Source organism: Phyllobacterium calauticae (genome assembly GCF_019991125.1).
Classification (GTDB): domain Bacteria; phylum Pseudomonadota; class Alphaproteobacteria; order Rhizobiales; family Rhizobiaceae; genus Phyllobacterium; species Phyllobacterium calauticae.
Genome location: NZ_JAGENB010000002.1, coordinates 24,807 through 37,461, shown reverse-complemented (window position 1 = coordinate 37,461; position 12,655 = coordinate 24,807). Strand labels below are relative to the sequence as shown.

The following is a 12,655-nucleotide window of genomic DNA, read 5'->3' as shown; positions in this document are numbered from 1 at the left end:
GAGATCATGTCGAGCACGACCATCAGCGGAAAGCCAACGGCACCGGCCGTGCCGTCCGATCACATCGATCCGAAGAAAGCCATCGCCTTCGTGGCGATGGTCTTCGGCATGTTCATGGCCATTCTCGACATCCAGATCGTTTCGGCATCGCTTGCCGAAATTCAGGCGGGTTTGAGCGCAAGCTCCGACGAGATTTCCTGGGTCCAGACCTCCTATCTCATCGCCGAAGTCATCATGATCCCGCTGTCCGGCTTCCTCGGCCGGCTCCTGTCGACGCGCGTTCTCTTCACCATTTCGGCAGCGGGCTTCACCGCGGCCAGCATCCTGTGTGCCACGGCCACCAACATCGACCAGATGATCGTCTACCGCGCCATCCAGGGTTTCATCGGCGGCGGCATGATCCCCAGCGTGTTCGCGGCAGCCTTCACCATCTTCCCGCCCTCCAAGCGCTCGGTCGTCTCGCCCATCATCGGCCTCGTGGCCACGCTGGCGCCGACCATCGGGCCGACCGTCGGCGGCTATCTCAGCCACGCCTTTTCCTGGCACTGGCTGTTCCTCGTCAACGTCATTCCCGGCATCATCGTTGCCTTTGCCGCCTGGAACCTCATCGATTTCGACAAGGGCGACAAGTCGCTGTTCAGCAAGTTCGACTGGTGGGGTCTGGCCGGCATGGGCGCGTTCCTCGGCTCGCTCGAATACGTGCTCGAGGAAGGTCCGCGCAATGACTGGCTGCAGGACAGCACGATCTTTTTCTTTGCCATCGTTCTCGTCCTCGGTGCGCTGCTCTTCTTCTATCGTGCCTTCACCGCCGAGGAGCCGATCGTCGACCTGCGCGCCTTCAAGAACCTCAATTTCGCCTTCGGCTCGGTGTTCTCCTTCATCATGGGCGTCGGCCTCTATGGCCTGACCTATCTCTATCCGCTCTATCTCGGCCGCATCCGGGGATATGACGCTCTGATGATCGGCGAAGCCCTGTTCGTCAGCGGCCTCGCCATGTTCATGACGGCCCCCGTCGCCGGCTTCCTGTCCAACCGGATGGATCCGCGCCTGATGATGATGATCGGCTTCATCGGTTTTGCCGCGGGCACCTGGACCATGACCGGCCTCACCGCCGATTGGGATTTCTATGAATTGCTGCTGCCGCAGATCCTGCGCGGCTGCTCGCTGATGCTGTGCATGGTGCCGATCAACAATCTGGCGCTCGGCACCCTGCCGCTGTCCCGGCTCAAGAACGCTTCGGGCCTGTTCAACCTGACACGCAACCTTGGCGGTGCCGTGGGCCTTGCCGTCATCAATACGATCTTGACGGATCGCGGTGTCAAGCATTACGCCCAGCTGTCCGAAAAGGTGCGTTGGGGCAATCCGGAAGCCGAGAATCTGATGGCCAGCATGGCCAAGAATTTCCAGTCGCACGGCATTGACGGCTCGTCTGCGGCACTCAGCCGGATTTCCGGCATGGTGCACCAGCAGGCCTCGCTGATGTCGTTCATGGACGTCTTCTATATCCTGACGATGCTGTTCGCCTCGCTGGCACTTTTTGCCGTGCTCATGCGCAAACCGGCCCCCGCTGCCTCGGGCGGCGGAGGCGGCGGACACTAACATCCCTCGCGGTGGTCGTGCTTGGTTCGACAAGCGCACCACACCGCAGCTTTCCGCCACATCGTCATAATGCCCGGTTTCCCCACGGGATCTGGGTGGAATTACGACCCGAATCCGGCACGGCAATCCAGCCGGAAAAAGCAGCGCGGCAGCACCCCGCCAGGGGCGGTCATTCCCCGGATTTTTGCAAAATAATGTTAGTCCGCTAACCGGATTTTTCCTGCCCCGGCCGATCCTTGTGGATGAGCATGTCGCAGGAAATCAAATGCGACATTCATTATTCGGCTAACTGCCGCTCCTGCCAATCTTTTTGTCGTTATGGGAGCAATTCAGCCGACTGTCCGGACACTGTCATAATTCTCTCACGTGCGAATTGCTAAGCCACCAAAAAAATGTTTCACTTCTTTCCACTGCTCAGCAAAAGACGTTCGCGAGCCTGTCATCTAACTGACATGAGAGCCCTATATCGGGAGGCAGGAACGTCGAAAACAGAGCCAATGACGTTTGTCGCTTAAACAGGGGTGTTAAAATGGTTGTTTCTTCAAAACGCTTGCTCTCTCTATCGACAGCGCTGCTGTTCGCAAGCACCACGCTTTCGTTCGCGGATGCACCGGCTGATCTGGTTGCCGCCGCGAAAAAGGAAGGATCGCTGACGACCATCGCATTGCCGCACGACTGGTGTGGTTATGGCGATATCATTGCCGGTTTCAAGGCAAAGTACGGCCTGACCGTCAACGAACTCAATCCGGATGCCGGATCGAAGGACGAAGTCGAAGCGATCAAGGCCAACAAGGACAACAAGGGCCCGCAGGCGCCTGACGTCATCGACGTCGGTCTTTCCTTTGGCCCCGATGCCAAGAAAGACGGCCTGACACAGCCTTACAAGGTTTCCACCTGGGATTCGATCCCGGCCGAACTGAAGGATGCCGATGGCCACTGGTATGGCGACTATTACGGCGTCATGTCACTCGAAGTGAATACCGACATCGTCAAGAACGTTCCGAAGGATTGGGCTGATCTGCTCAAGCCGGAATATGCCAACACTGTTGCGCTTGCCGGTGATCCCCGCGCCTCCAACCAGGCCATTCTCGCCGTACAGGCTGCCGGTGCATCGACCGGTGCCAAGCCCGGCGCTGCTGCTGCCGAAGCCGGCCTGAAGTATTTTGCCGACCTCAACAAGGCAGGCAATTTCGTTCCGGTCATCGGCAAATCGGGCACGCTGGCACAGGGTGCTACCCCGATCATCATCACCTGGGATTATAACGCCCTCGCCGGTCGTGATACGCTCAAGGGCAATCCGCCGGTTGAAGTCGTTGTTCCCGCATCGGGCGTTCTGGCCGGTGTCTATGTCCAGGCTATCAGCGCCTATGCACCGCATCCCAATGCCGCCAAGCTGTGGATGGAATATCTTTATTCCGACGAAGGCCAGATCGGTTACCTCAAAGGCTATTGCCACCCGACCCGCTTCAAGGATCTGATAAAGAACAACAAGGTACCGAAGGAAGTCCTCGACAAGCTGCCGCCAGCAGCAGCCTACGAAAAGGCTTTCTTCCCGACGCTTGATGAGCAGGCTGCCGCCAAGGAAGTCATCACCAAGGGCTGGGACAAGGTTGTCGGCGCCAACGTCAAGTAATCTCTGACCATCGGATCCCCGTGGAAACATCCGCGGGGATTCCCTTTTTCAGAGACAAGACGCCCCCTGCCTAAACCGTCGGTCAGTTTGTTCGCTTCGCAATTGATGCGGTAGCGTCTATAATGCAGCTCAGAAAGCGGTCTTCAAAATCCATGAGTGTGATTTCAGAAGCAAGCACCTCCTCTATCCCACCTGCCGCCACCCAGGAGCGCAAGCGCTTGTCGCTTGATTGGCTCGGTGTCATGCCGTTCTTCCTGTTTGCCGTGATGTTCCTGGTTTTGCCGACGATCTATCTCGTCGCCGGGGCGTTCCAGGATGCGCAGGGCAATCTGACGTTCGCCAATCTCGCCAACCTGTTCCAGCCGTCCATCATGGATGCCTACTGGATTTCGATCAAGATCTCGCTGACATCGGCGCTGCTTGGCGCGTTCATCGGTTTCAGCATCGCCGCGGCCATTACCCTGGGCGGCCTGCCGAGCTGGATCCGGGCGCCGATGATGACGTTTTCCGGCGTCGCATCGAATTTCGCCGGCGTTCCGCTGGCCTATGCCTTTCTGTTCACGCTCGGGCGGACGGGCCTCGTCACCTATCTCCTGGTCAACGTCTTCGGGGTCAATCTCTACGCGCACGGCTTCAATCTTCTCAGTTTCTGGGGCCTGACCATCACCTATCTCTATTTCCAGATTCCGCTGATGGTGCTGATCATCACGCCGGCGCTGGACGGACTGAAGCGTGAATGGAAGGAAGCCGCCCTCATTCTCGGCGCAACCGGACCGCAATATTGGCGCATGGTCGCCTTCCCGATCCTGTGGCCCGCCCTGCTTGGCACCATTCTCCTGCTTTTCGCCAATTCCTTCGGTGCCATCGCCACGGCCTATGCGCTGACCGGCTCGTCCCTCAGCATCGTCCCGATCGTCCTCTACGCGCAGATCCGCGGCGACGTCCTGCAGGACCCGCAGCTCGGCTATGCCCTGGCCTTCGGCATGATCGTCATCACCGGCATTTCCAACGGCATCTACATCTGGATGCGCGCCCGCAGTGAACGGTGGCTCAAATGAAGATCAATCGTTTCTGGTCCTGGCTCGCCCTCGCTTTCGGCATTCTCTATTTTGCCCTGCCGCTGATAGGCCTGTTTGAATTTTCGCTGCGCATGCGGCGCGGGGTCTATTCGCTCGATGCCTATTGGGTCGTGCTGAGCGACCCCGGCTTCCAGGCGACGTTCGCCTATTCCGTTGTGATGGCCATCGCCACCATTTGTGTGGGTGTGCTGCTCATCGTTCCCACGGCCTATTGGGTGCGGCTGCGCCTGCCGGGCTGGCGGCCGTTCATCGAGTTCATCACGCTGCTGCCGCTGGTCATTCCGGCAATTGTCATCGTGTTCGGCTATATCAGGCTGTACAACACCTCCTCGATCCTGCCGCTGACGGGCTCGGCCGTGGGCACGAACATCCTTTTGTGCTTCGGCTACACGACGCTGGCCCTGCCCTATATGTACCGCGCCGTCGATACCGGTCTCGGTGCCATCGATATCCGCACCATGACGGAAGCCGCCGAAAGCCTTGGGGCAAGCCGGATAACCATCATGTCGCGCATCATCCTGCCCAATGTGCTCGTCGCGGTTCTCTCCGGCGCATTTCTGACCTTCGCCATCGTCATCGGCGAATTCACCATGGCAGCCCTCTTGAACCGTCCGGCTTTCGGGCCGTTCCTGCAGCTGCTCGGCGCCAATCGTGCCTATGAACCGGCGGCGCTCTCCGTCATCGCCTTTGCCATAACCTGGGTTTGTATGGGGCTTATCCAGGTCGTCACCCGCTTCAACAAATCCCTCGCTGCAACCAAGCGATAATCGGGAACCTTGCCAATGTCATTTCTCACCATCAGCCATTTGAAAAAGAGTTTTGGAGCCACGACGGTTGTTCATGATTTCAACCTGAGCATCGAGAAGGGCGAATTCATTTCCTTCCTCGGCCCCAGCGGTTGCGGCAAGACAACGGTGCTGCGCATGGTCGCCGGTTTCGAAACCCCGACATCCGGCACGATCAGCATCGGCGGCAAGGACGTCGTCAACCTCAAACCCAACCAGCGCAATATCGGCATGGTGTTCCAGGCCTATGCGCTTTTCCCCAACATGACCGTGGCACAGAATGTCGCCTTCGGCCTGAAGGTTGCCAAGAAGCCGCAGGCGGAGATCAATGCGACGGTGCACGAGATGCTGTCGCTGATCAAGCTCGACCATCTGGCCGAACGTTTCCCCTATCAGCTCTCGGGCGGCCAGCAGCAGCGCGTGGCGCTCGCCCGCGCCCTTGCCACCAAGCCGCAGGTTCTCCTGCTCGACGAACCGCTGTCGGCGCTCGACGCCAAGATCCGCGTGTCGCTGCGCGAGGAAATCCGGGCGATCCAGCGCAAGCTTGGCATCACCACGATTTTCGTCACCCACGACCAGGAAGAGGCCCTGTCGATCTCCGACCGTATCGTCGTGATGTATGAGGGCAAGGCCGAGCAGGTCGGCGCGCCGTTCGAGATTTACAACCAGCCCTCATCGCGTTTCGTCGCATCCTTCGTCGGCACGCTCAACACGCTGGATGCGGTTGTGCGCGATGCGGCCACCGGCACCATCACCGTCGACGGCAAGGACGTGTCGATCGGCCTGAAGCGTCTCAACGGCCACAAGACCGGCGACAAGATTTCCCTCGCCGTGCGCCCGGAGGCCGTGAGCCTCGGCGGTGCGACCGGCAATCGCGAGACGACGCTGGACGGCAAGATCAACAGCGTGCACTTCCTCGGCTCGGTCATCCGCATCCGCGCCTCGCTCGGCCAGAACACCGTGTCCTTCGATACGTTCAACGATCCGAGCGCGCCGCCGCCGGTGCCGGGCGAAGACGTCAAGGTCAGCCTCGCCGCCAAGGACCTGCTGGTTCTGGAGCACTGAAGGCCAATATTGCTTGCAATCGGCAATCATGCTATTAGCTAGGCTACATTAGCTAATAGGATGCTATCCATGGTCACCGTGAATATGCACGAAGCCAAAACCAGGCTTTCAAGCCTGGTCGAGGGTTTGGAAACTGGTCGCGACAACGAGATCGTTCTGGCACGTAATGGCAAGCCCGTCGCCAGACTTGTGGCCTATAGTGCTCCGAAACGCTTCGGCGCAGCACACCATATTCTTGCTGGCTTGAACCTCCCTGAAACGGTGGAAGAGTTCAATGCAGGCGATGCCGAGATAGCAGCAGATTTTGCAGCGAGTGGCGAGCAAGACATTTTTCCATGAAAGTCTTGCTCGATACGCACATCGCGATCTGGATTGCTGCGGGCAACCCCAACGCTTCGCAGAAAATCAAGGATATTGCTGACGATCCCGAAAATTCCTTGTTCATCAGCAGCGCGGTCATATGGGAAATCGCGATCAAGCACGGCAAGGGACAGTTGGCTCTTCACCCGCTTGAGGCCCGGTCATCGTTTCATCAGACAGGAATGACCGAACTGCCAATCAGCGTTGACCACACACTGGCGCTTACTTCGTTGGCCCAATACCCGGATCATGCAGACCCGTTTGATCGCATAATGATTGCCCAAGCTCTGTACGAAGCGATGCCATTGTTGACCGCCGACAAGAAACTTTGGCGCTATCATCAAACGCTCGTCATTCCTGCTTGATCGGACCAAGCAAAAAGGCGCTGTTTCCAGCGCCTTTAATTTGACGATTGAAGCAGGCCCGGAGCCTATCCTTCAATCGCTTCGTCCAGCAGCTTGAGCGCTGCTTTCTTTGTCAGTTTGACCGGATTGCCGCCAGCGGTCGGATCGACAATCGCCATGTCGGCGATCAGTTCCTTCTGCTTCTTGCTCATGTTGAGATCCTTGATCAGACCGGGCAGCGCATGCGGCACCTTCAGTTCCTTGCGCAGTTTGATGATCGCCTTGGCAAAGCCGTCGAACCCGCCCTTGATGCCGATATAGCTGGCCAGCCGCGCAATGCGCTCTTCCACCGCATCGCGGTTGAACGCCAGCACGTAGGGCATGAACACCGCGTTGGTCATGCCGTGATGCGTGTCATACAGCGCGCCGATGGGATGCGACAGCGAGTGGATTGCGCCGAGCCCCTTCTGGAAGGCGGTGGCGCCCATGGCCGCCGCGCTCATCATATGGGCGCGCGCCGTCAGGTCCTTGCCGTTGGCATAGGCCTTGGGCAGGTTTTCGAACACGAGGCGGATGCCTTCGACCGCGATGCCGTCGGCCATCGGATGATAGCCCGGTGCGCAATAGGCCTCGAGGCAATGCGCCAGCGCGTCCATGCCGGTACCGGCGGTGATGAAGGCGGGCATCCCGACCGACAATTCCGGATCGGCGATGACGATTGCCGGCAGCAGCTTCGGATGGAAGATCACCTTCTTGGTGTGGGTCTCTTCATTGGTGATGACACCGGCGCGGCCCACTTCCGAACCCGTTCCCGCCGTGGTCGGCACGGCAATGATCGGCGCGATGACATCGCTGTTGGCGCGCGTCCACCAGTCGCCCACATCCTCGAAATCCCAGACCGGCCGGGTCTGGCCCGCCTGGAAGGCGATAAGCTTGCCAAGGTCGAGTGCCGAACCGCCGCCGAAGGCGATGACGCCGTCATGCTTGCCCTTCTTGAACACGGCAATGCCGGCAGTGAGGTTGGATTCGACCGGGTTGGGTTTCACCTCGGAGAAAACGCCGTAGGGAACCTTGGCATCGTCGAGGATTTTCAGCGTGCTCGCCACCACCGGCAGCTTGGCCAGGCCGGGATCGGTGACGAACAACGGCTTCTTGATGCCGGTCGCTTCGAGAACCTCGGGCAGTTCCTTGATACGGCCCGCACCGAAGCGAACGGTGGTCGGGTAATTCCATTTGGAGATCAGCTTGCTCATCATGTGTCTCTTTCAGAAAATCAGATCGCTTCACGCAGGTGGAAGGATTTGGGGCGGGTCAGGTTGCCGTAGCCGATGGCCGACATGGCGGCGCCTCTGCCGGTTTCCTTGACGCCGGTCCACACCAGCGCCGGATCGATATAATCGCAGCGGTTCATGAACACCGTACCGGTTTCGATCCGCTCGCCGATGGCGGCGGCGCGGTCCGTATCGGTGGTCCACAGCGACGCCGTCAGGCCATACTGGCTGTCGTTCATCAGCGCCAGTGCTTCCTCGTCATTGCGCACCTTCATGATGCCGACAATGGGGCCAAAGCTTTCCTCGCGCATGACGCTCATCTGGTGGTCGACGCCGGTCAGCACTTCGGGCGCGAGGTACGGCGACCCGGCCGCGTCATTGGCAACGCGCATATTGACATGCGCCTTGGCGCCCTTGCGCAGGGCTTCCGCCTTCTGTTCACGGATGAGTTCGGCAAAGCGCGTCTGCGCCATCGGCCCCATCGTCGTTGCCGCGTCGAGCGGATTGCCGACCACATACTGCTTGGTCAGGTCGACAAAGCCGTCGACGAAACGGTCATAGACATCCGCATGCACATAGATGCGCTCGATGCCGCAGCAGCACTGGCCGGAGTTGAAGAAGGCGCCGTCGACCAGATTGGCCACCGCATGGTCGAGATTGACGTCCGGCAGTACATAGGCCGGGTCCTTGCCGCCGAGTTCAAGCCCGAGCGACATGAAGGTGCCCGCTGCCGCCTTTTCGATGGCGCGGCCGCCGCCGACCGAGCCGGTGAAATTGACATGGTCGATCCGGCCCGACCCCAGCAGTTTTTCGGTCTGGGCATGGTTCAGCACGATGTTCTGGAAAACGCCCTTCGGCAGTCCGGCCGCAGCAAAAGCCTGGGCAAAGCGCTCGCCGACCAGCAGCGTCTGCGCCGCATGTTTGAGAATGACGGTATTACCAGCCATCAGCGCCGGGATGATCGTGTTGACGGCGGTCAGATACGGATAATTCCACGGCGCAATGACCATGACGACACCCAGCGGCACGTGCTTGATGTAGCGGCGGAAGCCGGGCTTGTCGTTTTCGATGACCGGCGCAAGCGCCCGTTCGGCAATCCCGACCATGTAGCGGGTGCGCTCCTCCACGCCGCCCTTTTCGCCGCCATAGCGCACCGGGCGGCCCATCTGCCAGGCGATCTCCGGCACGATCTCGTCGTTCATGCCAAGCAAGGCATCCAGTGCCGCAAGGCAAAGCCGGCCGCGTTCGGCAATGCTGGTCTGCGACCAGCCGGCCTGCGCCTGCCTTGCCGCTTCCACGGCCGCGTCGATGGCCTTGTCCGTTGCAACGGGACGCTCCGCGTAGACGGAGCCGTCGATGGGGGTGATCAGTTTGACCGTCTCGGTCATGGGTAAACCTCTAGCCTGTGTTTTCCAAAAGCTGGCCCCGCCCCGCGGACGCATGCCGCGGGACAGGCCTTTGCCGTGATCTTCAATACCGTTCGAAACCGCGATGCAACTCCCAATCGGTGACGCGGCGGTCATATTCGAACTGCTCCCACTTGGCGGTGTGCACATAATGCTCCACCACCTCGTCGCCGAGCGCCGTCTTCAGCATCTTCGACTTCGCCAGCGTTTCGGTCGCCTCGCGCAGGGTCTTGGGGATTTCCCGCAACCGCGCCCCGCCATAGGCATCGCCCTGGAACGGCTTGTCGAGTTCCAGCTTCTCATCGATGCCTGCCAGGCCCGACGCGATCAGACCGGCAAAGGCGAGATAGGGATTGAGATCAGCCCCGCCAATGCGGCATTCGATGCGGATGCCCTTGGTGCCTTCGCCGCACAGGCGGAAGCCCGCCGTCCGGTTGTCGAGGCTCCAGACGTTCTTCGTCGGCGCAAAGGTGCCCGCCTGGAAGCGCTTGTAGGAGTTGATGTAGGGCGCAAGGAAGAAGGTGAAGTCGTCGGCATATTTCAGCTGCCCGGCCACCCACTGCCGCATCAGCGGTGACATGGTGTGTTCGGCGTTCTTGTCATAGAACAGCGGTGTCTTGCCATCGGCGCTCCACAGCGAGTTGTGCACGTGGCTGGAACTGCCCGCCAGCGCATAATCATATTTCGCCATGAAGGTGATCGCCTTGCCCATCTGGGTGGCGATTTCCTTGCAGCCGTTCTTCATGATCACATGCCGGTCGGCCATCTCCAGCGCTTCGGCATAGCGCACATTGATTTCTTCCTGGCCCGGCCCCCATTCGCCCTTGGAGTTTTCGACGGGAATGCCCGCATCGAACAGACCGTTGCGGATGGCGCGCATGACGGCGTCTTCCTTGGTGGTCATCTGGATCACGTAGTCCTGGATGTAGGGCGATGCGGTGGTCATGCCCTTCCAGTGCTTGGCACGCGCACTCTCATAGGTCTCGTCGAACAGGTAGAATTCCAGCTCCGAGGCGAAGTAGGCGAGATAGCCCCGCTCCTTCAGCCGCGCCAGCTGGCGCTTCAGGATGGCGCGCGGCGAATGGGCGAGATCCTCGTGATGGTGATGGTCGAGAATATCGCACAGGACCAGCGCGCATTTTTCCAGCCACGGAATATGGCGGATGGTGGAAAGGTCGGGCTTGATGACGAAATCGCCATAGCCCTGTTTCCAGCTGGCCGCCTTGTAGCCGGGCACCGGCTCCATGTCGATGTCGTTGGCCAAGAGATAGTTGCAGCCGTGCGTCTCGTCATGGGCGGAGTCGACGAAGAAGCTGGCATGAAAGCGCTTGCCGATCAGGCGGCCCTGCATGTCGACGAAGCAGGCCAGCACCGTGTCAATTTCGCCATTGGTTACATGGCGCTTTAATTCGTCGAAACTCCAATGTCCGGGCATTTCTTGTCTATCCTCAAACAGAATTTGGATTGGGTCAAAAGACAGGGCGGCCGGCCCGAGCCCGCCGCCCCCGTTTTGCAATCAGCCGCGTTCGCCGACGGCCTTTTCAGCAGCAGCGATCTCGGCGGCACGCTTGGCCACGGCATCGCCGATGGGCGGGCCCTGGAAACGGCGGCGTTCGAAGCCGAACCAGACAACAGCCGTTACCACCAGGAAGCCGACGGTGATGTAGAGAGCCCATTCATTCGGCGGCTGGATACCGATGACGAAGATCAGCGCCATGGCAAGGATCGACAGGATGGCGAACAGCTTGAACATGCCTTCACCCAGGTTCCATGGTCCCATCTTGTTCCATTTCGGCGTACCCCAGGCGAAAAAGCCCAGCGCGATCGGAATGGCGAAGGAGAAGAACAGGAAGATGACCGTGCAGGAAACGACCACCGAATAGACCGGCGTGTCACCGATGGACACCATGTTCGACCCCCAGACGAACAGCACCGCCAGCGTGGCGCCGGTCCAGATGGCGGCGACAGGCGTGCGGTATTGCGGGCTGACCTTCGACAACAGGCTCGATCCCGGCAGGCCCTTGTCGCGGGCGAAGGCGAAAATCATGCGCGAGACCGAGGTTACCGTCGCCAGGCCGCAGAGGAACTGGCTGATGAAGATCAGGAAGTAGAGAATGTTCTTGACGACAGGATTGACCTGTTCGCCCATCGCCCAGAAGAACACGTTCCAGCCCTGTGCCGCCGCCGCATCCATGCTTGGCAGCATCAGCACGAACGAGCACAGCATGATATAGCCGAAGACGGCCGACCAGAGCACCGACGAAACCATGCCGCGCGGCACGGAATGCGCCGCCTTGACGGTTTCTTCGGATGTATGGGCGGATGCGTCATAACCGGTGATCGTGTAGATCGGCAGCAGCAGGCCGAGCAGGAACACCCACAGGCTCGAGCTCGTGGGCCAGACGGGGCTGCCGGTCATCGATCCATCCGCTGCCGGCGTCGGCATGCCGGAATAGTTGGCGAAGGTGAACAGGCGGCTGAATTCGAACGACTTGGCCGAAGCGAGGCAGACCACCGACAGGGCAATCGCCGTGGCGAAAATCAGATAGCCGGAAAAGTCGGTCAGCTTGGCGGTGAGGCCGATGCCCATATGGTTGACCAGGGCCTGGATGCCGGTCAGGACGATCAGGAAGATGATCTGCACCGTGATGGAATCCGTGATCCCGAGATAGGTGCCGAAGGCGCCGATGAAGAAATAATAGGTGCCGACATTGATCGCGCCGAGCACGGTGATCAGCCCGAGCAGGTTGAACCAGGCTGTCAGCCAGCCGGTGCCGCGATTGCCGAGGATCGAACCCCAGTGATAGAGGCCGCCTGCGGTCGGGTAAGCCGAGCTGATCTGCGCCATGGCGATGGCGAAGACCGCCGAGACCAGGCAGCCGAGCGGCCAGCCGATGCCGATGGCGGCCCCGCCGGCACCCGCCGTCGCCTGCCCCAGCGAATTGATGCCGCCGGACAGGATGCAGATGATCGAAAACGAGATGGCGAAGTTGGAGAAACGGCTCATGCGCCGTTCCAGTTCCTGGGCATAGCCCATGCCGTGGAGAACTTTGATGTCCTCCGATTTATCCACGTCGGTATAATCTTGGTGTGTCATCGTACTCACGTTCCCC

The 12,655-nt window shown here is 59.9% G+C and carries 11 protein-coding genes; 7 read left to right on the top strand and 4 right to left on the bottom strand.

Features of this window, described 5'->3' with window-relative positions; all coding sequences use genetic code 11:
* Positions 1-6 precede the first annotated feature (6 nt).
* The 7 genes from J1W56_RS06160 (at position 7) to J1W56_RS06130 (ending at position 6,886) form a co-directional block, all read left to right on the top strand.
* Entirely contained in the window at positions 7-1,599 is a 1,593-nt protein-coding gene (locus J1W56_RS06160; RefSeq protein WP_223612459.1) for a DHA2 family efflux MFS transporter permease subunit, read from the top strand.
* 529 nt (positions 1,600-2,128) lie between these two features.
* Positions 2,129-3,232 carry an ABC transporter substrate-binding protein gene (locus tag J1W56_RS06155; protein WP_223612458.1) on the top strand — a complete coding sequence of 368 codons (1,104 nt, stop codon included), beginning with the start codon at positions 2,129-2,131 and terminating at the stop codon, positions 3,230-3,232.
* Between the two features lie 242 nt (positions 3,233-3,474).
* The gene (locus tag J1W56_RS06150; protein WP_404928120.1) at positions 3,475-4,290 is read left to right on the top strand and encodes an ABC transporter permease; all 816 of its coding nucleotides are present in this window, start codon (positions 3,475-3,477) and stop codon (positions 4,288-4,290) included.
* On the top strand, positions 4,287-5,078 hold the full coding sequence (locus J1W56_RS06145) for an ABC transporter permease (RefSeq protein WP_226904610.1): 792 nt from the start codon (positions 4,287-4,289) through the stop codon (positions 5,076-5,078). The genes J1W56_RS06150 and J1W56_RS06145 overlap by 4 nt, the downstream gene beginning before the upstream one ends.
* A gap of 15 nt (positions 5,079-5,093) precedes the next feature.
* Positions 5,094-6,161 carry an ABC transporter ATP-binding protein gene (locus J1W56_RS06140; protein ID WP_223612456.1) on the top strand — a complete coding sequence of 356 codons (1,068 nt, stop codon included), beginning with the start codon at positions 5,094-5,096 and terminating at the stop codon, positions 6,159-6,161.
* Between the two features lie 69 nt (positions 6,162-6,230).
* Complete coding sequence (locus tag J1W56_RS06135) at positions 6,231-6,500, top strand: type II toxin-antitoxin system Phd/YefM family antitoxin (protein WP_223612455.1); 270 nt, start codon at positions 6,231-6,233, stop codon at positions 6,498-6,500.
* The gene (locus tag J1W56_RS06130) at positions 6,497-6,886 is read left to right on the top strand and encodes a type II toxin-antitoxin system VapC family toxin (protein WP_223612454.1); all 390 of its coding nucleotides are present in this window, start codon (positions 6,497-6,499) and stop codon (positions 6,884-6,886) included. Before J1W56_RS06135 ends, J1W56_RS06130 begins: the two co-directional genes overlap by 4 nt.
* 65 nt (positions 6,887-6,951) lie before the next feature.
* Here J1W56_RS06130 and J1W56_RS06125 read toward each other — a convergent pair whose 3' ends face one another.
* The 4 genes from J1W56_RS06125 to J1W56_RS06110 form a co-directional block, all read right to left on the bottom strand.
* Positions 6,952-8,118: an iron-containing alcohol dehydrogenase gene (locus J1W56_RS06125; RefSeq protein ID WP_223612453.1), complete on the bottom strand. Its 1,167-nt coding sequence runs from the start codon at positions 8,116-8,118 to the stop codon at positions 6,952-6,954.
* Positions 8,119-8,138: 20 nt separating this feature from the next.
* Positions 8,139-9,524, bottom strand: a complete 1,386-nt coding sequence (locus tag J1W56_RS06120) for an aldehyde dehydrogenase family protein (protein ID WP_223612452.1) — start codon at positions 9,522-9,524, stop codon at positions 8,139-8,141.
* 82 nt (positions 9,525-9,606) lie between these two features.
* Positions 9,607-10,977, bottom strand: a complete 1,371-nt coding sequence (locus tag J1W56_RS06115) for a glutamine synthetase family protein (protein ID WP_223612451.1) — start codon at positions 10,975-10,977, stop codon at positions 9,607-9,609.
* Between the two features lie 81 nt (positions 10,978-11,058).
* Complete coding sequence (locus tag J1W56_RS06110) at positions 11,059-12,639, bottom strand: amino acid permease (RefSeq protein ID WP_223612450.1); 1,581 nt, start codon at positions 12,637-12,639, stop codon at positions 11,059-11,061.
* Positions 12,640-12,655: the final 16 nt, after the last annotated feature.

Excerpts from the sequence above, each read along its gene's own strand:
- J1W56_RS06135 (WP_223612455.1), top strand. The coding sequence starts at position 6,231 with ATGGTCACCGTGAATATGCACGAAGCCAAAACCAGGCTTTCAAGCCTG.
- J1W56_RS06150 (WP_404928120.1), top strand. The coding sequence starts at position 3,475 with ATGCCGTTCTTCCTGTTTGCCGTGATGTTCCTGGTTTTGCCGACGATC.
- J1W56_RS06145 (WP_226904610.1), top strand. The coding sequence starts at position 4,287 with ATGAAGATCAATCGTTTCTGGTCCTGGCTCGCCCTCGCTTTCGGCATT.
- J1W56_RS06130 (WP_223612454.1), top strand. The coding sequence starts at position 6,497 with ATGAAAGTCTTGCTCGATACGCACATCGCGATCTGGATTGCTGCGGGC.
- J1W56_RS06140 (WP_223612456.1), top strand. The coding sequence starts at position 5,094 with ATGTCATTTCTCACCATCAGCCATTTGAAAAAGAGTTTTGGAGCCACG.
- J1W56_RS06115 (WP_223612451.1), bottom strand. The coding sequence starts at position 10,977 with ATGCCCGGACATTGGAGTTTCGACGAATTAAAGCGCCATGTAACCAAT.
- J1W56_RS06155 (WP_223612458.1), top strand. The coding sequence starts at position 2,129 with ATGGTTGTTTCTTCAAAACGCTTGCTCTCTCTATCGACAGCGCTGCTG.
- J1W56_RS06110 (WP_223612450.1), bottom strand. The coding sequence starts at position 12,639 with ATGACACACCAAGATTATACCGACGTGGATAAATCGGAGGACATCAAA.
- J1W56_RS06160 (WP_223612459.1), top strand. The coding sequence starts at position 7 with ATGTCGAGCACGACCATCAGCGGAAAGCCAACGGCACCGGCCGTGCCG.
- J1W56_RS06120 (WP_223612452.1), bottom strand. The coding sequence starts at position 9,524 with ATGACCGAGACGGTCAAACTGATCACCCCCATCGACGGCTCCGTCTAC.
- J1W56_RS06125 (WP_223612453.1), bottom strand. The coding sequence starts at position 8,118 with ATGAGCAAGCTGATCTCCAAATGGAATTACCCGACCACCGTTCGCTTC.